General features: G+C 44.8%; 22 protein-coding genes, 2 tRNA genes and 1 pseudogene. 20 read left to right on the top strand and 5 right to left on the bottom strand.

What is annotated here, in order from left to right; all coding sequences use genetic code 11:
• The first annotated feature begins 105 nt into the window (after nucleotides 1-105).
• Nucleotides 106-1221 carry a lactonase family protein gene (locus tag AC1YY3_RS10500; RefSeq protein ID WP_481823138.1) on the top strand — a complete coding sequence of 372 codons (1116 nt, stop codon included), beginning with the start codon at nucleotides 106-108 and terminating at the stop codon, nucleotides 1219-1221.
• Between the two features lie 41 nt (nucleotides 1222-1262).
• Here AC1YY3_RS10500 and AC1YY3_RS10495 read toward each other — a convergent pair whose 3' ends face one another.
• The 3 genes from AC1YY3_RS10495 to queA form a co-directional block, all read right to left on the bottom strand.
• Nucleotides 1263-2225 (bottom strand): AraC family transcriptional regulator, encoded by a 963-nt coding sequence (locus AC1YY3_RS10495; protein WP_481823137.1) that lies wholly within the window; start codon nucleotides 2223-2225, stop codon nucleotides 1263-1265.
• Between the two features lie 95 nt (nucleotides 2226-2320).
• Nucleotides 2321-2812: a YchJ family protein gene (locus tag AC1YY3_RS10490; protein ID WP_481823136.1), complete on the bottom strand. Its 492-nt coding sequence runs from the start codon at nucleotides 2810-2812 to the stop codon at nucleotides 2321-2323.
• A 71-nt stretch (nucleotides 2813-2883) separates the two neighbouring features.
• Nucleotides 2884-3906: a tRNA preQ1(34) S-adenosylmethionine ribosyltransferase-isomerase QueA gene (gene queA / locus AC1YY3_RS10485; RefSeq protein ID WP_481823135.1), complete on the bottom strand. Its 1023-nt coding sequence runs from the start codon at nucleotides 3904-3906 to the stop codon at nucleotides 2884-2886.
• A gap of 89 nt (nucleotides 3907-3995) precedes the next feature.
• Here queA and AC1YY3_RS10480 point away from each other — a divergent pair.
• The 14 genes from AC1YY3_RS10480 to sbcB all read left to right on the top strand — a co-directional run bounded on the left by AC1YY3_RS10480 (nucleotide 3996) and on the right by sbcB (nucleotide 15470).
• A tRNA-Leu gene (locus tag AC1YY3_RS10480) sits at nucleotides 3996-4082 on the top strand.
• A 310-nt stretch (nucleotides 4083-4392) separates the two neighbouring features.
• Nucleotides 4393-5142: a triose-phosphate isomerase gene (gene tpiA / locus AC1YY3_RS10475; RefSeq protein ID WP_481823134.1), complete on the top strand. Its 750-nt coding sequence runs from the start codon at nucleotides 4393-4395 to the stop codon at nucleotides 5140-5142.
• Nucleotides 5143-5152: 10 nt separating this feature from the next.
• Nucleotides 5153-5701 carry a preprotein translocase subunit SecG gene (gene secG / locus AC1YY3_RS10470; protein ID WP_481823133.1) on the top strand — a complete coding sequence of 183 codons (549 nt, stop codon included), beginning with the start codon at nucleotides 5153-5155 and terminating at the stop codon, nucleotides 5699-5701.
• A gap of 8 nt (nucleotides 5702-5709) precedes the next feature.
• Nucleotides 5710-5794: transfer RNA gene (locus tag AC1YY3_RS10465), tRNA-Leu, on the top strand.
• 267 nt (nucleotides 5795-6061) lie between these two features.
• Nucleotides 6062-7417: a Na(+)-translocating NADH-quinone reductase subunit A gene (locus tag AC1YY3_RS10460; protein ID WP_481823132.1), complete on the top strand. Its 1356-nt coding sequence runs from the start codon at nucleotides 6062-6064 to the stop codon at nucleotides 7415-7417.
• A complete protein-coding gene (locus tag AC1YY3_RS10455; protein ID WP_481823131.1) occupies nucleotides 7417-8619 on the top strand; it encodes an NADH:ubiquinone reductase (Na(+)-transporting) subunit B in 1203 nt (400 codons plus the stop codon). The genes AC1YY3_RS10460 and AC1YY3_RS10455 overlap by 1 nt, the downstream gene beginning before the upstream one ends.
• Nucleotides 8612-9544, top strand: a complete 933-nt coding sequence (locus AC1YY3_RS10450; RefSeq protein ID WP_481823130.1) for a Na(+)-translocating NADH-quinone reductase subunit C — start codon at nucleotides 8612-8614, stop codon at nucleotides 9542-9544. The genes AC1YY3_RS10455 and AC1YY3_RS10450 overlap by 8 nt, the downstream gene beginning before the upstream one ends.
• The gene (locus AC1YY3_RS10445; RefSeq protein ID WP_481823129.1) at nucleotides 9541-10248 is read left to right on the top strand and encodes an NADH:ubiquinone reductase (Na(+)-transporting) subunit D; all 708 of its coding nucleotides are present in this window, start codon (nucleotides 9541-9543) and stop codon (nucleotides 10246-10248) included. Before AC1YY3_RS10450 ends, AC1YY3_RS10445 begins: the two co-directional genes overlap by 4 nt.
• Nucleotides 10248-10856, top strand: a complete 609-nt coding sequence (nqrE, locus tag AC1YY3_RS10440) for an NADH:ubiquinone reductase (Na(+)-transporting) subunit E (protein WP_481823128.1) — start codon at nucleotides 10248-10250, stop codon at nucleotides 10854-10856. Before AC1YY3_RS10445 ends, nqrE begins: the two co-directional genes overlap by 1 nt.
• A gap of 15 nt (nucleotides 10857-10871) precedes the next feature.
• Nucleotides 10872-12092 (top strand): NADH:ubiquinone reductase (Na(+)-transporting) subunit F, encoded by a 1221-nt coding sequence (nqrF, locus tag AC1YY3_RS10435; protein ID WP_481823127.1) that lies wholly within the window; start codon nucleotides 10872-10874, stop codon nucleotides 12090-12092.
• Between the two features lie 236 nt (nucleotides 12093-12328).
• Entirely contained in the window at nucleotides 12329-12715 is a 387-nt protein-coding gene (locus AC1YY3_RS10430; protein ID WP_481823126.1) for a DUF2845 domain-containing protein, read from the top strand.
• A 59-nt stretch (nucleotides 12716-12774) separates the two neighbouring features.
• A complete protein-coding gene (locus AC1YY3_RS10425; protein ID WP_481823125.1) occupies nucleotides 12775-13821 on the top strand; it encodes an FAD:protein FMN transferase in 1047 nt (348 codons plus the stop codon).
• Nucleotides 13818-13997: a (Na+)-NQR maturation NqrM gene (gene nqrM / locus AC1YY3_RS10420; protein ID WP_481823124.1), complete on the top strand. Its 180-nt coding sequence runs from the start codon at nucleotides 13818-13820 to the stop codon at nucleotides 13995-13997. The genes AC1YY3_RS10425 and nqrM overlap by 4 nt, the downstream gene beginning before the upstream one ends.
• Before the next feature lie 18 nt (nucleotides 13998-14015).
• Entirely contained in the window at nucleotides 14016-15470 is a 1455-nt protein-coding gene (gene sbcB / locus AC1YY3_RS10415) for an exodeoxyribonuclease I (RefSeq protein WP_481823123.1), read from the top strand.
• A gap of 274 nt (nucleotides 15471-15744) precedes the next feature.
• Here sbcB and AC1YY3_RS10410 read toward each other — a convergent pair.
• Nucleotides 15745-15907: pseudogene (locus AC1YY3_RS10410) on the bottom strand (transposase); the annotation flags it as partial.
• A gap of 290 nt (nucleotides 15908-16197) precedes the next feature.
• Here AC1YY3_RS10410 and efpL point away from each other — a divergent pair.
• The 4 genes from efpL (at nucleotide 16198) to AC1YY3_RS10390 (ending at nucleotide 20135) form a co-directional block, all read left to right on the top strand.
• Nucleotides 16198-16764, top strand: coding sequence for an elongation factor P-like protein EfpL (gene efpL / locus AC1YY3_RS10405; protein ID WP_481823122.1), 567 nt, complete (start codon nucleotides 16198-16200; stop codon nucleotides 16762-16764).
• A gap of 95 nt (nucleotides 16765-16859) precedes the next feature.
• Nucleotides 16860-18695: an excinuclease ABC subunit UvrC gene (gene uvrC, locus AC1YY3_RS10400; RefSeq protein WP_481823121.1), complete on the top strand. Its 1836-nt coding sequence runs from the start codon at nucleotides 16860-16862 to the stop codon at nucleotides 18693-18695.
• Entirely contained in the window at nucleotides 18685-19248 is a 564-nt protein-coding gene (pgsA, locus tag AC1YY3_RS10395) for a CDP-diacylglycerol--glycerol-3-phosphate 3-phosphatidyltransferase (RefSeq protein WP_481823120.1), read from the top strand. The genes uvrC and pgsA overlap by 11 nt, the downstream gene beginning before the upstream one ends.
• Before the next feature lie 71 nt (nucleotides 19249-19319).
• Nucleotides 19320-20135 (top strand): TetR/AcrR family transcriptional regulator, encoded by an 816-nt coding sequence (locus AC1YY3_RS10390; protein WP_482194464.1) that lies wholly within the window; start codon nucleotides 19320-19322, stop codon nucleotides 20133-20135.
• Nucleotides 20136-20252: 117 nt separating this feature from the next.
• Here the strand turns inward: AC1YY3_RS10390 and glmM are convergent, their stop codons facing one another.
• Nucleotides 20253-21587, bottom strand: a complete 1335-nt coding sequence (gene glmM, locus AC1YY3_RS10385) for a phosphoglucosamine mutase (protein WP_481823118.1) — start codon at nucleotides 21585-21587, stop codon at nucleotides 20253-20255.
• 112 nt (nucleotides 21588-21699) lie between these two features.
• On the opposite strand from glmM, the gene AC1YY3_RS10380 reads away from it, so the two are divergent.
• Nucleotides 21700-22015 (top strand): transposase (locus tag AC1YY3_RS10380; protein ID WP_482194463.1); only part of this gene is annotated, 316 nt, incomplete at its 3' end.

Here is a 22015-nt window from a genome sequence, read left to right as displayed (position 1 = left end):
ATGCACATAGAGGCGTTAGGGTGTCAGGCGTAACATGGATCTTGGGCGCTAAACAAGAGCATAACGTCCATTTTTATTCCCTCAAAATGTTTCGGAGAATTTCTAATGAGTACATTTTTTAAACGATTTTCAAGCATATTTCTACTGACGGCCTTACCGCTAGCCCCTGCACTCGCAGCCAATCCTATTGGCAAATTATACACGATGAGCAATGCGGTGAGCGGAAACGAGGTTTTGGTTTATAACCGCCTCTCTGATGGTAGTTTATCCAAAGCGGCCAATATCCCCACCAACGGCACAGGTTCTGGCGGTGGATTAGGCAACCAAGGTGCTTTGACTTTTAGCAAGGATGGCTTTTTTCTGTTTGCCGTCAATGCGGACAGTAATTCCATTTCATCGTTTCGCATCGCCGCAAATGGGTTGGATCTCGTAAGCACCGTGTCATCAGGCGGAACAACGCCTGTCAGTGTCACGGAAGATCGCGGCCGATTATTTGTATTAAACGCAGGCAATGCTTCCAAACCCGGTAACATCCTTGGCTACCGTGTTAACCACGATGGTCGATTAAGACCCATGCCGTTCACTAAACGCTTACTGAGCAGCAATTCGGCCAGCACGGGTGCTGCCCAAATCAGCTTTAGCGATGATGGTCAGCAGCTAATCGTCACTGAAAAAGCGACTAACCTGATTTTGACCTATCGCGTTAATGATTATGGCGTACCTGGCAAGGCAATGCTTAACACTTCTTCTGGCATTACCCCTTTCGGTTTTGCTGTCGGCAAACGTAACCAGATTTTTGTTTCCAATGCCGAAGGTGGGGCTGCCAATATTTCGACATTGTCTTCATATCGGTTATTACCTTATGGAAAATTGCGGGATATTAGCCCAGAAGTAGCCACGGGCGAAACAGCAGCATGCTGGGTTGCATTGACACCTGACGGGCGCTATGCCTTCACGACCAATACCGCAAGCGGATCAGTGTCTTCATTCCAAATCGAATTGGATGGCAAAGCTACCGTTGTCGATGGCAAAGCAGGGATTACAGGAAGTGCTTCAGGCCCAATCGACATGGTCGTTAGCCCTGAAAGTCGGTTCTTGTATACTTTAAATTCCGGCAATGAATCGATTTCTGCTTTTGAAGTCGGCTTAGATGGCGCACTTACCTTGGTGACAACGTTGGAAAATTTACCCGATGGCGCAAATGGACTGATTGCCCAATAAGCAAAACCTTAGCGGGCTTAACATCAAGTCCGCTAAGTGCTTTATATTTTGCCCACTTTCCGAATCCCGCCAATTTTTCTAAATTGACCAGGCCCGACTCCCATCACGCGTTTGAATGCCTTACTGAATGCCGCCGCTGACTCGTAACCGCAGCGTTCCGCAACATCCATCACACTCGCGTTCTCCTGTTCAAGCCAACGGCGCGCAAAATACATACGCCAGATTGTCAAAAACTCAATCGGTGGCATCCCGCATGCCCATAAAAAGCGTTCAGCAAAAGCAGAGCGCGATAGATGCGCTGTTTCTGCCAGATTATCCAACGTCCAATGTTCACCAGGATTTGCGTTAATCGCCAAAACTGCTTTACAAATCTGGGCATCGCCAAATGCGCCCAATAATCCAGGGATTGGTAGGTTTTTTTCTACAAGATCACGCACGATATAAAACAACAACGCATCGGCAAGTCGATCCAGAATGGCAGTAGCACCCACTTCATCCATCCCCGCTTCGGCAAACAGTAAGTCAAGCAAGGTACGTGCGGCGGCATTAATACCCCCAGACTGGGAGGCTATCACTAAAAACTCCGGCAAGGTTCCCATAAGTAGCCGTCGCACTGAATGGTCTATTTCCAGAAAGCCGCAAATTAAGGCAGTGCCTGGATTGGTGCGATCCAAGCGCACTTCACGGGTAACATTTTGTATGCCAAATGCCCTGGGTTTTTCCTCTGACGAACCAATGATATGCGCGGCATCATGCGGGAAAACTAAGATGTCGCCGCCTTGTAATCGAGTCGAAGCCTGAGAATCCGGCAAATGCAGCCAACATTCACCATGACAAACGATATGGAAATTGACATTGCCCGTACCCGACGTATCAAGAGCCCAGGAATCACACAACTGACCACGGTAAAAAACCTCGGCACGGAAGCTGATCCGTCTTAGAATTTCGTTCAGCGCTTGCTTAGCATCCTGTGGGAAGGCTTTTTCTTTAGCGGGTGATGCCATCGCAAAATATCTCTGAAGTTAAATGGGTAAGTGTATGACATTATTAGAAAGACAAAAGAATAGACTCTGGTATTTGTTACCTCTTTAGAAACACATTATCCCGCACCACAACAACGCTTAAATTTTTTGCCACTGCCGCATGAGCAAGGTGCATTCTTGCCTTGATTAGATTGCTGGATGATTTTGCCAACTTTCTTGACCACGCCGTCCAAATAAAACCAACGTCCATTGGTTTTAGCAAATCGGCTGACTTCATGCAGCCTATACGCTTCGCCATTGTTTAAGTAGAACGCTTTGAATTCTACTATGCCCTTACTGTCATTGATTTCGCCCTTTTTGGTGTCGATAATTTCCAGCCGCTGCCAGTCGATATTTTCTTCAGCAAGCTGGGTCTCCTCCGGCTTTGGTCGGGTACTGGCATCCCATGTATCTTGCACATATTGGGTTTTATCCAGTGCGTAAGCCGTAAAGCGCGAACGCATTAATTTCTCAGCAGTAGCCGGTAATTCGTCACCGGAATGAAAGGGTTCACAACATTGCCTATATTCAATGCCCGAGCCACAAAGACAACATGTTTCAGTATTCAAAGGTTGAGTCTCTATTGTTAAGTTTAGAAGGATTGGATTTGTTTTATTGCCTAGTTGTTTATACCGGCATATCAAGCGCTCAAAAACATCGCATCGCCGTAGCTGAAAAAACGGTAAGACTGGTTAATAGCATGTTGATAAGCATCCATCACAGGCTGATAGCCAGCAAAAGCGGCAACTAACATTAACAAGGTAGATTCAGACAGATGGAAATTGGTCAACATGGCATCGACGGACTTGAATTGATAACCTGGGGTGATAAACAAATCGGTATCGCCAAAACTGGATTCAAGTTGCCCTGTTTTACATGCTGACTCCAATGCCCTTACCGCCGTGGTGCCGATGGCAATAACCCGTCCACCTCTGCCTCTAGCCTGACGAACCGAATCAACGACTTCTGACGACACGGAAAAGTATTCTTTGTGCATGATGTGTTGCGACAAATCTTCCACCCTCACAGGTTGAAATGTGCCGCTGCCGACATGCAAAGTCACGAATCTGATTGCCACGCCTTTGGCTTTGATTTTTTCCATCATCGCCAGATCAAAATGCAAACTGGCGGTCGGTGCGGCTACCGCGCCAGCATGTTTGGCAAATACGCTTTGGTAACGACTGACATCGGCTACATCATCAGCCCTGGTAATGTAAGGCGGCAAGGGGATGTGACCTATCTGGCCTAAAATCTCCAGCAATGGTTTATCACCGTTAAATTCGAGTTCAAATAAATCCTCTACCCTGCCCTGCACTGCACAGCTATAACCACCATCCAGATTTATCGCCGCACCTTCCTTTGGCGATTTACTCGCTCTCACGTGAGCAATAGCGTGATGGTCGTCCTGCACTCGTTCGATCAGAATTTCGACTTTACCCCCAGTGGTCTTAACACCGAATAAACGTGCAGGAATCACTTTAGTATCGTTAAAAACCAACAGATCGCGTTCGTCAATTAAATCAATAAAGTCGGTGAATTGCCTGTCGGTAAGCTGTCCTGTGTGTTTATTCAAGCATAATAGACGGCTGTCATGACGTTCCAACAAGGGTGTTTGAGCAATTAATTCTTCAGGCAGTTGATAGCTAAAATCAGATTTCTTCATGGTGGAGGATATTATCAGGATACATCTAGCAAATACACACAAAATGGACTGGCGTTTTTAAGCAAGTGTACCTATAATGTGCGTTCTTTGCCGGGATGGCGGAACTGGTAGACGCGCCGGATTCAAAATCCGGTGATGGTGACATCGTGCCGGTTCGATTCCGGCTCTCGGTACCAATTCAAGGTTTTGAGAAGTGCAAAGAAAACCATAAACCCGCAAGTCGTAAGGCTTCGCGGGTTTTTTATTACCCCTTAAACTGCGATAAATTGGAGCTGTGTTTACTAGGATTGCACTTCGGAGTTGAATCCGCCCGTTATAAAACCATTCACTCTATCAATTACGACACCAACACCTCTCAAGGCATCTATATCGCCTTGGTCACATTGGCTCAGTGCATCTTATTTGCTCTTAATATAAAGTAATGGATGCTTGAATTAGCGGCTATTAAACTATATCATAAGCGGTTTGATTATTTTGGGGATAACGATGCGTCGCTCGCTGGTTTTAGGAAATTGGAAAATGAACGGATCACGCACCAGTGCGGAGTCGTTGGCGAAGGGCATCATCGCCGGTTTGGGTGCAGATGTTGCGGATATTGCTGTTTGTGTACCCACTATTTTTCTGCCTGACGTTGCTCAAATTGTCAAAAACACCCGTTTGGGGTTGGGCGCGCAGAATGTCGCGGATAAGCCTTCAGGTGCTTATACCGGAGAGATTTCCGCCGCTATGCTCAAAGAATTTGCGTGTAAATACGCACTCGTAGGACATTCTGAACGGCGCACTTATTATGGCGATACCGATCAGTCCGTAGCCGCACGATTCTGCCAAGCCCAAGAGCAAGGAGTCATTCCGGTTTTATGTATCGGTGAAACCCTAGAACAACGCCAGCAGGAACAAACTTTTGAAGTCATTACCACACAGCTTGACGCAGTGGTTAATTTGGCGGGTATTGCTGCATTCAACAATGCCGTGATTGCGTATGAGCCAGTTTGGGCTATCGGTACAGGGCTTACAGCCACCGACGAGCAAGCGCAAGAAGCACATCATTTCATCAGACAATACCTTGCTGCTAAAGATCAGACAGTAGCAGAAAACATACAAATTTTATATGGCGGTAGCGCCAAACCGGATAATGCAAAAGGTTTGTTTGCCATGCCGGATATTGATGGCGGGTTAATTGGCGGGGCTTCTCTTGATGCAGAGTCCTTTTTAAAGATTTATCATTCTGTTAAGTAGTACAACATATATGTATCAGGTAATTATCGTAATTCACATACTGCTGGGCTTAAGCATCGTCGGTTTGATTTTAATGCAACAGGGCAAAGGCGCTGATGCCGGTGCAACTTTTGGCGGCGGCGGCTCAGGTTCTGTATTTGGAGCTCAAGGTGCAGCATCATTTTTATCCCGCACGACGGCAATTTTGGCGGCTTTGTTTTTTAGCACCAGCTTGGGTCTTGCCTGGATGAATGGCAATAAAGGTGCTACCGTTGATTTCATGGGTTCACCTGCGGTAGAAAAAGAAGTCCCGGATTTAGGTTTGCCGAATGTGGATGGTGCTAACATCAAACCAAGCGCTCCTGCTACCTTGCCGGAAAGTAAAGTAGATGTTGCCGTGCCTCCGCCGGTTGCGATGCCACCAGTTAGCGTCACTCCACCTACCGTGCCTACTCCAACCTTAGAAAAAGCTGCTGTACCCAATAATGAAGAGATTGAGGTGGTTGAAGAACAGGAATCAGAGCTAACATCGGATGAACCCAATAAAGTACCCACCAAAAAACCTGCCAAAAAGAAATAGCTAACAAAGCCGATGTGGTGAAATTGGTAGACACGCCATCTTGAGGGGGTGGTGACGCAAGTCGTGCCGGTTCAAATCCGGCCATCGGTACCAAATAGAGAGTTAAAGAAATAATAAACCAGCTAATAAGCTGGTTTTTTATGCTCACCTACTTTGACTCACCAAGTCAAAAACGTGAAGGAATAAGAAGGTTTCTTGACGTTGTTTGAACGAGGTTTTTTGCCCCGTCCTTGGTTGAGAAAATAGAGGTTTTATGGTGTAATACCACCGATTAAATTCCTCATTATAAATATGCCTAACTAATTCAATGTAGTTAGGAATGGTTTCGTTGCAACGCGTCTGGAGAGCGGGCTTATCAAAATGCAATTTCTTATTAAAAAAGGGTTAAACATCCCTATAACAGGCGAACCTAAGCAAGTTATCGAGAATGGCAATAAGGTCAAATCGGTTGCGGTTTTAGGAATGGACTACGTGGGTATGAAACCTACGATGCTGGTCAATGAAGGCGATACGGTCAAATTAGGACAAATCCTGTTTGAAGACAAGAAAAACCTTGGTGTTGTGTTTACTGCGCCTGGGGCGGGTATTGTCAAAAGCATTAATCGTGGTGAAAAGCGCGTATTGCAGTCTGTTGTTATTGAACTGGGTGGAGCAGAACAAGAAGCTTTTACTAAATACAAAGAAGCTGATTTAGCCAAGCTCGATGCCGAGAAAGCTAAAGCCAATTTGTTGAAGTCGGGATTATGGACTTCGTTTCGGGCGCGACCTTATGGCAAAATACCCGCAGTGGACAGCAATCCGAACGCTATTTTTGTGACGGCGATTGATACCCGTCCTCTGGCCGCGGACCCTGTCGTTGTCATCAAAGAACGCAGTGCTGATTTTATCAATGGTTTGGCGGTCATCGCCAAACTGTCCGAAGGTAAAACCTATGTCTGCAAGGCAACTGGTGCTGATATTGCTGTTGGCGATAACGCTTCTGTTGTTGCTCATGAGTTCGCAGGCCCACATCCAGCCGGATTACCCAGTACGCATATACATTTTATAGATCCGGTCAACATTGATAAATTTGTTTGGTATATTGATTATCAAGCGGTTATGGCAATCGGTGCATTGTTCACTACGGGTAAGTTGAATGTTGAACGCGTTATTTCACTGGCGGGTCCAACCGTCAAGAAACCACGACTAATTCGTACTCGCGTTGGTGCTAACACCGATGATTTGGTCGCTGATGAACTGACTGATGTTGAAAACAGGGTGATTTCAGGTTCTGTATTGTACGGTCATAAGGCATCTGATTGGGCGGCCTATCTGGGCTGCTACCATCTTCAGGTTTCAGCTTTACAAGAAGGGCGCGCCAGAGAGCTTTTTGGCTGGATTGTGCCAGGTAAAGATAAATATTCCGCGTTAGATGTCTATATCAAAAGCCGTCAAGACCGCAAATCTCAGCGGAAATTCCCGTTAACTACCGATAAGAATGGCAGTAATCGTGCGATTGTTCCAGTCGGCATTTACGAAACCGTCATGCCGATGGACATTTTGCCCACCCCGTTGCTCAAGTCAATGATTGTTGGCGATACCGATCAAGCTCAAGCATTGGGTTGTCTTGAACTGGATGAAGAAGATATGTCTTTGTTTACCTTCGTAGATCCTGGCAAGCATGATTTCGGTCCGGTATTGAGAGCGAATTTAACTAAAATTGAGAAGGAAGGCTAATGTCGGCGAGAGATTTTTTAGACAAGATTGAGCCGCATTTTACAAAAGGCGGAAAACTCGAAAAATATTTCGGGTTGTACGAGATGGTGGACACCTTCATCTACACCCCTGCGGATGTAACGCGCGGTACTACCCACGTACGTGACGGTAATGACTTGAAAAGGACGATGACCTTTGTGGTCATAGCGACTTTTTTCTGCGTAATGATGGCGATGTATAACACCGGTTATCAAGCCAACCATGCAATGGAAGTCATGGGCTTAAAAGAAATAGCGAACTGGCGTGGCATGTTTATGTCTTTGTTCGGTTACAGTGCCATGAATCCCGTTTCTAATTTGGTACATGGTGCCTTGTATTTTTTCCCTATTTATATCGTCACATTGGCGGTTGGTGGTGTCTGGGAAGTGTTGTTTGCGACTGTGCGTGGGCATGAAGTCAATGAAGGTTTTCTCGTATCATCCATGCTTTATACCTTGATTATGCCGCCCGACATGCCCTTATGGCAGGTGGCATTGGGCATTTCATTCGGTATCGTTATCGGCAAAGAAGTATTTGGTGGGACTGGAAAAAATTTCCTTAACCCAGCGTTGACCGGACGGGCGTTTTTGTATTTTGCTTACCCTGCCTCCATAACTGGGGATTCAGTTTGGGTGGCCGTTGATGGTTTTACGGCAGCGACGCCATTAGCCTTGGCCGCTAGTGGTGGGTTGGAAGCTGTTTATGCGGCAAATTACAACTGGTTTCAGTCCTTTCTTGGTTTTGAGCCGGGTTGTCTGGGCGAAACCTCAACCCTAGGTATCTTGATTGGCGCGGCGTTCCTGCTCTATACCCGTATTGCCTCATATCGCATTATGGGCGGCGTTTTCCTCGGTATGGTGGCGACATCCTTGTTGTTCAATGTAATCGGTAGTGATACCGATCCTATGTTCAGCATCCCTTGGTATTGGCATTTGACAATGGGTGGTTTCGCGTTTGGTATGGTTTATATGGCAACCGATCCCGTCAGTGCGGCAATGACCGACACCGGACGCTGGGTTTATGGGGCGTTGGTCGGTGTTATGACGGTGCTTATCAGGGTAGTTAATCCGGCTTTCCCCGAAGGGATTATGTTGGCGATTCTGTTTTCCAATATGTTTGCGCCCACTATTGATTACTTCGTTATACAAGCCAATATCAGAAGAAGGATGAAACGTCATGCTTAATATCATCAAGAAAAACGAGCAATACGTAAAATTCTGTGCGCGACTGGACAACTGTGAACATTACCAGAAATTCTTGGTTTACAAGAATAAAGTGTTGGCAATGGGCAATGATAGCCTGGAAAAAACCATAGCGATTGCGGTAGCCCTTTGCTTGGTGTGTGCTGTGTTGGTGTCTTTTGGTGCGGTTGCGTTGAGGCCATTGCAGGCATACAACAAAAACCTGGACATGAAGAAGAATATTCTTGAAGTCGCGGGTTTGATGAAAGAGGACACGGACATCGACTCAGCTTTCGCTGAACAAATTGAGCCTAAAATAGTCAATTTGGAGACGGGTGAGTATGATGAATCCGTCAATGCTGATGAATACGACCAACGTAAAGCCACTAAAGATCCGGTTCAAAGTGTTGCTATTCCCAAAGCTCAAGATATTGCCCATATCAGGCATAAAGCCAAGTTAGCTAAGGTTTTCATGGTTAAAGAAGGCGATAAAATCAAGTCAATCATCTTGCCAGTCAGTGGTTATGGCTTGTGGTCAACGCTCTATGGTTTTCTGTCTTTAGACGCTGATGGGCAAACGGTGCAAAGTATCAACTTCTACGATCAGGCGGAAACTCCAGGATTAGGTGGTGAAGTGGTCAACCCCAAATGGCGTGCGCTTTGGAAAGGCAAAAAAGTGTATGCCGAGACCGATCAGCCTGCGATGGATAAAGGCTCAATTGAGGATGCGGATATAGGCGAGCCAGCCTTGGCCTTGATTAAAGGCGTGGTGGACAATGACAAAGCAGGTTCGCAATACCAAGTAGACGGTTTAGCTGGGGCAACATTAACCAGTACCGGTGTTACTAATTTGGTCAGATACTGGATGAGCAAAGAAGGTTTTGCGCGTTATTTAAGTAAAGTAAGGATCAAGAGGGCTAAGTCATGAGTGCAGTATTAGGCGATGAGCTAAAAAACGCGATTTTAAATGAAGAGACTAAGAAGGTCATAATTGATCCCTTAGTCAATAACAATCCGATTACCTTACAGGTTTTAGGTATCTGCTCTGCATTGGCGGTGACATCCCAGATGTCTACTTCTTTGATTATGGCGCTGGCTTTGACATTGGTGACTGCATTTTCTAGCGCAGCCATTAGTGCCATTAGGAAGCACATACCAGGTAGCATCCGCATTATTGTGCAGATGACCATTATTGCTTCATTGGTTATCGTCGTAGACCAAATATTGAAAGCCGTCGCTTACGATGTGAGCAAACAATTATCGGTTTTCGTCGGTCTCATTATCACTAACTGTATCGTTATGGGCCGCGCTGAAGGTTATGCGATGCAGAATCCACCCTTGGAAAGCTTTATGGACGGCATTGGTAACGGTGCAGGGTATAGCTTGATATTGATTATCGTGGCATTTTTTCGCGAGACACTGGGTTCCGGTAAATTGTTAGGATACGAAGTTTTTAAGCTCACTAAAGATGGTGGTTGGTACGATCCCAATGGCTTGATGCTATTGCCACCTAGCGCATTTTTCATTATCGGCATGATTATCTGGGCAGTTCGCCAATGGAAACCTGAGCAAAATGAAGTGGTTGATTTTAAAATCATGTCGATTGCACATGGCGAAGGAGCGCAGCACTAATGGAAGGGTATATCAGTTTATTTGTTAAAGCCGTTTTCATTGAAAATCTGGCGTTGTCCTTCTTTTTGGGGATGTGTACCTTTATTGCCGTTTCCAAGAAGATTTCCACGGCGATGGGTTTAGGCGTTGCGGTTATGGTGGTACAGGCGATCACCGTACCTGCCAATAACTTCGTCTATCATGCCTTGCTGAAAGAAGATGCGTTGTCGTGGATGGGCATTACTGGCGTTGATTTGAGCTTTTTGGCGCTATTAAGCTGTATCGGCATTATCGGTGCATTGGTGCAAATCTTGGAAATGGTGCTGGATAAATTCTTCCCTGCCTTATATTTTGCGCTGGGTATTTTCCTGCCTTTGATTACCGTTAACTGCGCCATCTTGGGTGGTAGCTTGTTCATGATTGAGCGTGACTATAACTTTGGCGAAAGTGTTGTTTACGGCGTTGGCAGCGGTTTTGGTTGGGCGTTGGCGATTACCGTCATGGCCGGTGTGCGGGAAAAACTTAAATACAGCGATATTCCGCCTGGCTTACAAGGCTTAGGTATTACATTTATCACTGCTGGGCTGATGTCGCTTGGCTTCATGGCTTTCTCTGGAATCCAACTTTAAGAAGGTTACACACTCATGCTGGAAATTTTATTAGGGATTATTATTTTCACGGGGATCGTGATTGCGTTGGTATTAGGGATTATCGGTGCCAAAAGCAAATTGGTCGCCGAAGGTGACGTAGAAATTCTGATCAACCATGAAAAGAAAATTCATGTGCCTGTGGGTTCTAAATTATTGGGCGCATTAGCTGAAAATGGCCTATTTGTATCCTCTGCATGTGGCGGCGGCGGTACTTGCGGCCAGTGCAAAGTGAAGATTCATTCCGGCGGCGGTGAAATTCTGCCGACTGAATTAGGTCACATCACCAAACGCGAAGCAGCTTTAGGTGAACGGCTTTCTTGCCAAGTGTCCGTCAAACATAATATGGACATCGAAGTTGAAGATGAAGTCTTCGGTATCAAAAAGTGGGAATGCACTGTTAAATCAAACAATAATGTTGCCACCTTCATCAAAGAGCTTGTGTTGGAATTGCCTAAAGGCGAAGCGATTAACTATCGCGCTGGCGGTTTCATCCAAATCGAATGTCCACCGCATGTTGCCAAGTTTAGCGATTTCGATGTCGAAAAAGAATATCGTGAGGATTGGGATAAGTTCAACTTATGGCGCTATGTATCTACGGTAAAAGAGCCTACGCTCCGGGCTTACTCGATGGCAAGCTATCCCGAAGAAAAAGAAATCATGCTGAATGTGCGGATAGCAACACCGCCACCTCGTGCTGATGAAAGCGTACCGCCGGGGATCATGTCATCCTATATTTTTAACTTGAAACCTGGCGATAAATGTATTATTTCAGGGCCTTATGGTGAGTTCTTCGCAAAAGACACCAATGCTGAAATGATTTTCGTCGGCGGCGGTGCGGGCATGGCCCCGATGCGGTCGCATATATTCGACCTGTTACGCAGGTTGAAATCCAAACGGAAAATGACTTTTTGGTACGGTGCCCGTAGCAAACGCGAAATGTTCTATGTTGAAGATTTCGATATGTTAGCTAAGGAAAACCCTAATTTTACTTGGCACGTCGGGTTGTCTGATGCTTTGCCAGAGGATAATTGGAAAGGTTATACCGGCTTTATCCATAATGTCCTTTTTGAGAATTATTTGAAAAATCATCCTGCACCTGAAGATTGTGAATACTATCTGTGCGGTCCACCGATGATGAATACGTCTGTCGTTAAGTTGTTACTTGATAACGGTGTGGAGCCTGAGAACATCATGTTGGATGATTTTGGTGGTTGATATTGAAATTCGTTAGATGAAGTTGGTTCAACAAATTATCCAATTGAATTTAATGTAGCCATAAAGCCCTGCCCTTTTTAGTGTAGGGCTTTTTCTTTATATAGTAACTGCGGTTTTCAAATCAAGTTCAGCCTTCATTCATCTTGCTAACATTACAGTATGCTATTGTGAATCAATAGAGGCTTTGTACACTGGCCTTAATCTTAATCTGAAAATTTGGGTAACAGGTGACTGCTATGTATCGACTAAACTGGATTACATTTACGCTCTGCTTACTATTTTCAACACCATTACTGGCTTTGCGATGCGGTCATTCCTTAGTTCAGCCTGGAGACCGTAAAAGCTATGTCTACGAATTATGCGGCGAACCCGATTACATAGATTCACATTACGAAAGGCGGGGTAGTGAGAGCTATGCCGATGTTACACAGAACAATTTCGGTCAAAATCGTCGATTTCCCAATAATTCTTTTAATTATGGGCAATCACACCACCGTGAAGTAGAAGTTTTGGTGGAAGAATGGACTTATGATTTTGGCAGTGCTAAGTTGCGAAAATTGCTGCGCTTTGAAAACGGCAACTTAATTGATGTTGAAAATCTGGGCAGAAGAAGACATAGATAACGGCAAATCACTTATAACAGCAATGCTACTCAAGCCTAGTACTAAAATTGAATTCGACTATGTTACATTTAGCTAAATATTATTTCAGTAGCCTGATCCTGATTGTTCTGTTGTCAGCTTGTGACAAAGCTACAGAACATAAGCCGCAAGATTACCCCTACAATGCCGTCGGGATGACTATGGGGACTAGCTACAATATCAAAGCCAGTAAGTTACCAGATTCGCTCACACCGACGGAAATAACCCGTCAAGTTAAAGAGTTGCTAGAGAAGGTAAATGGACAGATGTCCACTTACCAAAAAGATTCGGAGTTGTCCTTATTCAACCAAAGTACCTCGACGGATTGGTTGCCTGTATCGGCTGAACTCTATGGCGTTATCAAAGAATCAATTCAAATTAGCAAGTTATCAAATGGTTTGTTTGATGTCACTGTCGGGCCTTTGGTGAACTTGTGGGGCTTTGGCCCTGATAAAATGATGGTCAGCCCACCTGACGAAGCCGTCATTAAAGGCTTGTTGAACCAAATCGGCTACAACCGTCTAACACTCAAGGATGATGGCTTGTTCGTCAAAAAAGACATCCCAGGACTTTATGTCGATTTGTCGGGCATTGCCAAAGGTTATGGTGTAGACCAAGTTGGCTTATTGTTGGAGCGCTTAGGGTTAATGGATTACATGGTCGAGATTGGCGGCGAGATCAGGGTAAAAGGTAAGAACAACCAAGGGCAACCCTGGCAAATAGCCGTTGAGAAACCTACTGCCGAAAGACGGGCTATCGAAAAAGTTCTGGCGATTACCGATACTGGTATGGCAACATCGGGGGATTACCGGAATTATTTTGAAGTTGATGGTGTGCGCTTTTCCCATACCATAGACCCAAGAACGGGACGACCCATTGACCATAAGCTGGCATCTGTCACCATCTTAAGCGATACTTCAATGGAAGCGGATGGTTTGGCTACCGCAATTATGGTGTTAGGTCCTGATGAGGGCTACAAGTTTGCAGAATTAAACCAAATAGCGGCGTTTTTTATTATCAAATCCGACCAAGGCTTCGTAGAACGTATGTCGTCTGCCTTCGTTGCAAGCAAAAAGGTATCAAAATGAATTATTTTTTAGCGACATTTGCATTGATGTTAATCGTGATAGGACTTATGGCAGTGGGTGTTATGTTTGGGCGACGTGCCATCAAAGGTTCCTGCGGTGGTTTGAACACGGGCAGTTGTGTTTGTGTGGAAAAATGTCCCAAACGCAAAAAAATGGAAGCCGAAGGCCAAGTTTAAGCTACATACAGTAAGCTCGTGGCAGAAACCAGCCTGTACTGGCACGATTACGAAACCTTCGGCATAGATCCTAGGCGCGATAGACCCTCGCAGTTTGCCGGAGTTCGAACTGATGTCGATCTTAATATCATCGACGACCCTTTAGTCGTTTACTGCAAGCCACCCGCCGATTACCTGCCCCATCCCGAAGCTTGCTTGCTCACAGGCATTAGCCCACAATTTGCCGAATCCAAAGGTGTAATTGAAGTAGAGTTTTGCCGCCTTATCCACGAACAACTTGCCCAACCCAACACTTGTAGCCTAGGTTACAACTCCATCCGTTTCGATGATGAATTTACTCGCAACTGCCTGTACCGTAATTTTTACGATCCCTACGCACGGGAATGGCAAAACGGCAACTCCCGTTGGGATTTAATTGATGTCGTCAGAGCAACCAAAGCCTTACGGCCTGATGGCATAACGTGGCCTGTTGATACAGAAGGCCGTCCTAGTTTTAAACTTGAAGAACTCACCAAAGCCAACGGTATCGCCCACGAAGCCGCGCATGATGCGCTGTCTGATGTCCACGCCACTATCGCCCTAGCCAAGCTGATTAAATCTGCACAGCCCAAGTTGTACCAATTCTTGTGGCTGCACAGGACAAAAACCGAAGCCCTTAAATTGCTCCAGTTTGGCAATTTCAAGCCTGTGGTGCATGTGTCGGGAATGTATTCCAGCGAAAATCACCGTCTAGCAGTCGTTTTACCCATCTGCAAACATCCAAGCAATACCAATGGCATCTTGGTTTATGACCTTTCTATTGATCCTGAACCTTTAATTTCCTTGTCGATAGCGGATATTCAACAGCGAATTTTTACGGCGACAATAGATTTACCAGAAGGTGTAGCAAGAGTTCCCCTTAAAACCGTACACATCAACAAATGCCCAGTATTAGCACCCATATCGGTACTTAAGCACAGCGATCAAAAACACTTAAACCTTGATCTGGCAAGGTGTTATGCAAATATCGACAAGATAAAAGCCGTGCCAGGTATGGCAGAAAAAATTGCAGCCGTGTTTTCTGAAACTAAATTTGCGGAGCCAGAGCAAGAAATTGATCCAGATCTCGCCATTTACAGCGGCGGCTTCTTTTCCGACGCGGATAAACAAAAAATGCAGAAAATCAGGAACATGCCGTCTAACCAGTTATCCACATTTAAACCAAACTTTACCGATTCTCGCTTAGTTGAGATGCTGTTTAGATACCGAGCGCGTAATTACCCCAAACTGTTGCAGCGCGAAGAGATTTCCAATTGGCAGGAATTTTGTGCAAATCGAATCACCGGACAACAGCCAAGTGGAGGAATTATCCTTGATGAATATTTTTCTCAGCTAACCAAGTTGCGTAATGAAACTTCCGGTAATGAGGCGTTTTTAAAGATATTAGAAGAATTTGCCCTGGATAAAATTCAACAGTTAGGCTTGAAAATGTAGGTTGTGGGTGAGCCACAAACTCCAACAAACTACACCATAATCCACAGCTTATCGTGCTGAAATTTATACGTAATCAGAAAAATATTAGGGATGGGGCACATATCCCATCCCACCATGACATATCCTTATAAAAACTAACGCCCCAACACCTTAGTCAGAAAATCATTTTCCGCCATTAACTGACCAATTTTGGCGTGACGTTCATTGTTAGTTTTACTCTCTATTTCTACAACAGCATAATCGTTATCAAACACACGGTTTAAATTGTTAAGCATTTGCTGCTTCCATAAGCTAATCTGATTGGGATGGATAGCAAATTGCATTGCCAATTCAACAGGGGATTTCTCGCCTTTTATAGCAGCCAGTGCAACTTGAACTTTAAAGTCGGTCGGATATGTTCTCCGTTCTTCCTTGACGTTACCGTCGGTTAAAAATATTCTTCTTTCAGTGTTCATACTGTGTTCCCTTAATACTTCCATTAATTAAGATGTTCGTTCTTGAGTGCATTTAAAAGTAGGTTATCAACTAATTAAATTTCTTGCGGTAATTATCTGGCTTTGTTAAATCAAATGCTATTAGCATAAATACCTATATGCGAAGTTTTTTTTCAAGAAATTGAAACCCACTATTCGGGAAAATAATGCTGTTTTAACAGGGATAATTGCTTGAATCTACGTTAGACTATTAGGATATTTTTCTTATAAACAGATACAAGTTGGAGCAGTGCGTGGCAAAAGCAAGTGAATTAAAAAAAGGCATGGTGGTTGAGGTGAATGGTGTGCCGCATGTGGTTAAGCAGATTGAAGTCAGGAATCCGTCCTCCAGAGGCGCATCGACCTTATATAAGATCAGGTTCAATAACCTGAAAACTGGGCAAAAGCTGGATGAATCCCTGAAAGGTGATGATTTCTTCAAAGAAGCCGATTATGCCCGTGCCAAAGCGCAGTTTTCTTATGTGGATGGCGATTTGTATGTGTTTATGAATTCCGAAGATTACAGTCAGTACACCTTACCTGGTGAAGACTTGGAAGACCAAATTGGGTATCTGACCGAAGGATTAGAGGGCATTGTCGCCTTATTAATAGACGATGAGGTGATCGCAATTGAATTACCGAGTTCTGTCGTTTTGACTATCGTAGAAACCGCACCCGCAATTAAAGGCGCGACTGCGGCTGGACGTACTAAAACAGCAAGATTGACGACTGGCATTGAAATCCAAGTGCCAGAATATTTAGAGATGGACGAACTGGTCAAGGTGAATACCGAGACAGGGAAATTTATGTCACGGGCTTAGGCATTAATACCAACAAAGGCTGTCGAACACCATAAGCAGTTTAAACCGTAGCCAATTATTCTTCATAAAAATTCGTTTTTTTGAGCTTTATCCCATTGACCTCCCAAGAACATTCATTTGATATAAAAGGATTTCTGACAACCCTCACCAAGCGCCCTGGCATTTACAAAATGCTTGATGAACTCGGCGAAATCATTTACATCGGTAAGGCAAAAAACCTCAAAAACCGCGTTTCCAGCTATTTCAATAAGCAAACCGCATCACCCAAGCAGCAAACGATGGTTGCCAAAATTGCGGGTATCGAGGTAACGGTAACGCATACGGAAGGCGAGGCACTGTTGCTGGAATGCCAGCTCATCAAACGGCATAAGCCCCGTTATAATATTTGTCTGCGGGATGACAAATCCTTTCCTTATATCTATCTGTCCAGCAATCAGGATTTCCCCCAAATCACCTTTCATCGTGGCGCAAAAAATAAGCGAGGGCAATATTTTGGCCCATATCCCAGCGCAGGTGCGGTAAAAGAAAGTTTAAGGCTGTTGCAGAAGATATTTCCGGTCAGGCAGTGTGATGATACGGTCTATAACAACCGCACCCGGCCTTGTCTGCAATACCAGATAGAACGCTGTACCGCGCCGTGCGTGGGCTATATCGACAAGCCTCTGTATGCCCAAGATGTAGCGAGTACGGTGATGTTTCTGGAAGGCAAAGGCAGTTTGCTGATCGAGCAACTGATTACAAATATGGAACAGGCTGCCGCAATCCTAAACTACGAACAGGCAGCAGGGTATCGGGATCAAATCGGAAAATTACGTGCTGTATTGGAAAAGAATTTCGTCCACGGGGAGCGTGGCGATGTCGATATTATTGCGTGTGTCACTAAAACCAATGTCGCCTGTATTCAAGTGTTTTTCATCCGCAACGGGCAACACTTGGGAAATAAGGTGTTTTTCCCTAAAATGACCGAGGAAAATGAACCTAGCGCAGTTATTCAAGCCTTTATTCCCCAGTATTATCTCGATAAACCCGTCCCTCATGAGTTGATAGTCAGCCATGAATTGGAAGAAACCACGTTGCTAACAGACGTATTGGCAAATTTAGCCAAGCATTCTGTAGCGATTTCCTGCAATGTGAGGTCTGAGCGTTCCAAATGGCTGCAAATGGCGCTAACGAATGCCGAAAACTCGCTGTTGAGTAAACTGGCTGATAAACAAGGGCTTTATGGGCGGTTTCTTAGTCTACAGGAAGAATTGGGTTGCAAAGAAACACCTAAACGCCTGGAATGTTTTGACATTAGCCATACCCAAGGCAATCAAACCGTTGCGTCTTGCGTTGTGTTTGATCGGGATGGATCCGTAAAATCGGCATACCGTCGATTCAACATCGAAGGAATAACGGGCGGGGATGATTATGCCGCAATATACCAAGCCGTTTCCAGACGCTACAAACGCTTGAAGCAAGGCGAACATGAAGCACCTGACATTCTTTTCATTGATGGCGGCAAAGGCCAAGTCCGCGAGGCGCAAAAGGCATTAGCCGAATTAGCCATAAATGATGTTATGATAGTCGGCGTTTCCAAGGGGCTGGACAGGAAGCCGGGCATGGAGAAATTGATCCTGGTTGAGCAAGAACAACCGGTCAATGTCACCCCAGGCGCAAGCGGTTTGCTGCTCATTCAATATATTCGTGATGAAGCACATCGGTTTGCCATAACTGGGCATAGGCAACGGCGTGGAAAAGCCGCCAAACAGTCAGTATTGGAAGGCATTTCGGGTCTGGGCGCAAAGCGTCGGCAAGTATTATTGAAGCAATTTGGTGGTCTGCAAGGTATCGAGCAAGCTGGGGTAGATGCTCTTTGCAGTGTAGACGGTATAAGCAAACAATTGGCGCAACGAATTTACGACAACTTTCATCACCACGATGACCATTGAATATAACATACCGACCTGTCTTACCTTATTAAGGTTAGCGTTAATACCTTTATTGGCGGTCGTGTTCTATTTGCCTTGGGTTTATTCCAACATTGCGTGCACCCTGATTTTTTTCCTGGCTGGCGTTACCGATTGGTTAGATGGCTACCTCGCCAGAAAAATGCAATTAGAAACCCCTTTCGGTGCATTTCTTGATCCCGTCGCTGATAAAGTGATGGTCGCCTTCGTACTCGTGTTGATCGTCCAACAGCAGGCAAGCCCTTATTTAGCGGTACCTGCAGCCATTATCATCGGCAGGGAAATTACCATTGCATCGCTTAGGGAATGGATGGCTGAAATCGGTCAACGTGCAAAGGTTAAAGTTTCAGATTTAGGTAAATGGAAAACCTCAGCGCAGATGCTGGCAATCGGTCTGCTGCTTTATCGTGAAGATTTGCTGGGTGTTCCCATTAATACTATTGGTTACGGTTTACTTTACATTGCCGCCGCCTTAACGCTATGGTCTATGGTCAGTTATTTAAACGCAGCCCTCAAAGCGATGGCAGAAAAATAAGCTTTATCGCCACAAAATCGAAACTCATTTTTATAACCTTTTCAATAATACAAACAGCGCAATGAAAAGCTGTGAAAAAACAGATGGAACAAGAAATAGTAGCAACACAGACAGCAGACAAGGCGCAGGAATACGCTGAGATTCAGTATGAAACGGATGTTCAGAATGCAATAGAGGTTGAGATAGCGCAGGATAAGGTTGAAGCTCAAGAAATAATTGAGATTGCCGAAAATGCTGAAAACCAAGCCATCGTTAAACTTCAGGGACAGACTGAAATCAAGGAACTAGATCTTGAAGAAAATATTGAACCCCTGGCAAATAGCGAAACGCAGGATCAAATATTACTCGCCGCATTAAAACTATTTGCTGAAAAAGGCTTTTTTAACACGTCACTCACTGAAATAGCTGAAGTGTCTGGGGTAAAAAACACGGGTGTTTTGTACCAGCATTTCAAAAACAAACAAGCCATAGCAACCCAGTTATATGCCAATATTCTGGATAGTTTAAATATATCCATCGACGATATCCGGCGCAAAAATCAAAAATCATCAGAACAATTGCGCGGTATTGTCGATTTACTGTTTAAGCTAACCGATGAAGCACCTGATGTCATACGCTTTTTGCTGGTCTTGAAGCTCGATGAGTGCTTGCCGGAAGAAAAGCCGATGCTGGAATCTCCCGCTTTCGTAAAAATTCAAAAAATCATTCAATCCGGTATCAAAGCTGGGGAGATACGTAACATTGACCCCTGGTTAGCCCACACTTATTTTTTTGGTATTATTAACAATACCTTACGAATGGTATTGGCTGGCATCCTTGAAAAAGATGCCGATGCGTATCAGTCACAAGTATGGCTTGCTGCGTGGAATACAATTGCTAAAAAATAAGCGTGAGCGACAACAGACTTAGACATCCAGTCTTTGGTATAAGTCTGCCTTGAATAAGGTCTGCCAGGCCTTCTCGATCAATGGATCATAGTCATTTACTGTAAAGATGGTCTGTGACTATGTTGTGCTTTTCGCTACTTGATCTGCCAGCTTATTGGCATATTCGATGACTTTATCTTCATTTTCACCTTCAACCATCACTCTGATTAGTGGCTCTGTACCGGATGCCCTGAGCAATACACGACCAGTATTGCCTAACTTTTTTTCAATATCTTTGACCGCTTTTTGAATAGCTTCGCCATCAAGATCTGGCTTTGTTTTCATCTTTATATTCAGCAAAACTTGGGGGAATTTAGTCATTCCAGACTTAAGTTCATGCAGGTTTTTTCCGGTGTGTTGCATTTCCGCCATGACTTGCAATGCCGCAATAATGCCGTCACCGGTCGTCGTTTTATCCAGGCAGATAATATGACCTGAGTTTTCACCGCCTAATATGCCTTTATTTTCAACCAGTAACTCCATAACATAACGATCACCTACATTAGCTCGAAGCAAATTGATACCGAGTTGTTTTAAGGCAAGCTCCATCCCCAAATTGGTCATTAACGTGCCAATGACAGGCCCCGTAAGCTCATTGGCTTCTAACTTGGATTTAGCAATTATGTAGATAAGTTCATCACCATCGACAATTTCGCCTTTATGATCGACCATTATCAGGCGGTCGCCATCGCCATCTAAAGCAATACCTAAGTCTGCACGGTACGCCAAAACAGCGTCTGCTAATTTTTGCGGCTTGGTCGCACCGCATTCATCATTGATGTTCAACCCATTAGGTTCTACACCTATGGAGACGACTTCTGCACCAATTTCGCTAAATACGTGTGGGGCAATGTGGTACGTGGCACCGTTAGCGCAATCGACCACAATCCGCAGTCCATCAAAATCCAGTCGAGTGGGTACGCTGGCTTTGCAAAATTCAATATACCGCCCTGCTGCATCCGCTATGCGTTTGGCTTTACCTAGACCTGAAGACTCTACGGTAGTCATGGGCGAGTCAATATAGCGTTCGATTTCTTGCTCTATTTCATCTGGCAGTTTGGTGCCGTGAACTGAGAAAAATTTAACGCCATTATCGTAATAGGGATTGTGGGATGCGCTGATGACAATACCCGCTTGCGCCCTTAAGGTGCGCGTGAGGTATGCAACCCCAGGTGTCGGCATAGGTCCTAGCAAATGCGTATCAACGCCAGCAGCAGTCAGACCTGCTTCAAGCGCCGACTCAAACATATAGCCCGAAATACGGGTATCCTTTCCGACCAAGACAAAATCATGCCCTTGATTGGCAAAAACCTGCCCAGCCGCCCAGCCTAGTTTTAATAGAAAATCGGCTGTTATCGGATGTTCACCGACTTTGCCTCTGATGCCATCGGTACCAAAATATTTTTTTGCCATATTATTTCAGCCTTAGATTCAACTCATAAGTGCAATTCATTTTAACGTGATTGAAAGAGGTTAGCTGATATAGTTCAAGGCTTTTTCAATCCGACCAAAGATGAGGAAGCTTATGAAAGGTTATAAACAGCTAACCCAGATACAAAGATACCAGATTGAGTCATTAAAGAAAGCAGAGATGTTTCAAAAAGACATAGCGGTCATTATAGGCATCTCAGCCTCAGCCCTTAGTAGGGAGCTGAGTCGCAATACGGGAAAGCGTGGCTATAGACCTCATCAGGCTAATATTAAGGCACTCAGCCGGAGGAAAAATGCTGTCAAGGCAGTGAAAATGACATTGGAAGTTTGCAGCTTGATAGAAGAAAAAGTCCAATTAGATTACAGTCCTGAGCAAGTTTCGGGTTGGTTAAGTACAGAGAAGGACATTA

It is taken from the genome of Methyloglobulus sp. (genome assembly GCF_964779595.1).
The sequence above is the reverse complement of the archived record's forward strand: the minus strand, read 5'-3'. Positions and strand labels throughout refer to the sequence as shown.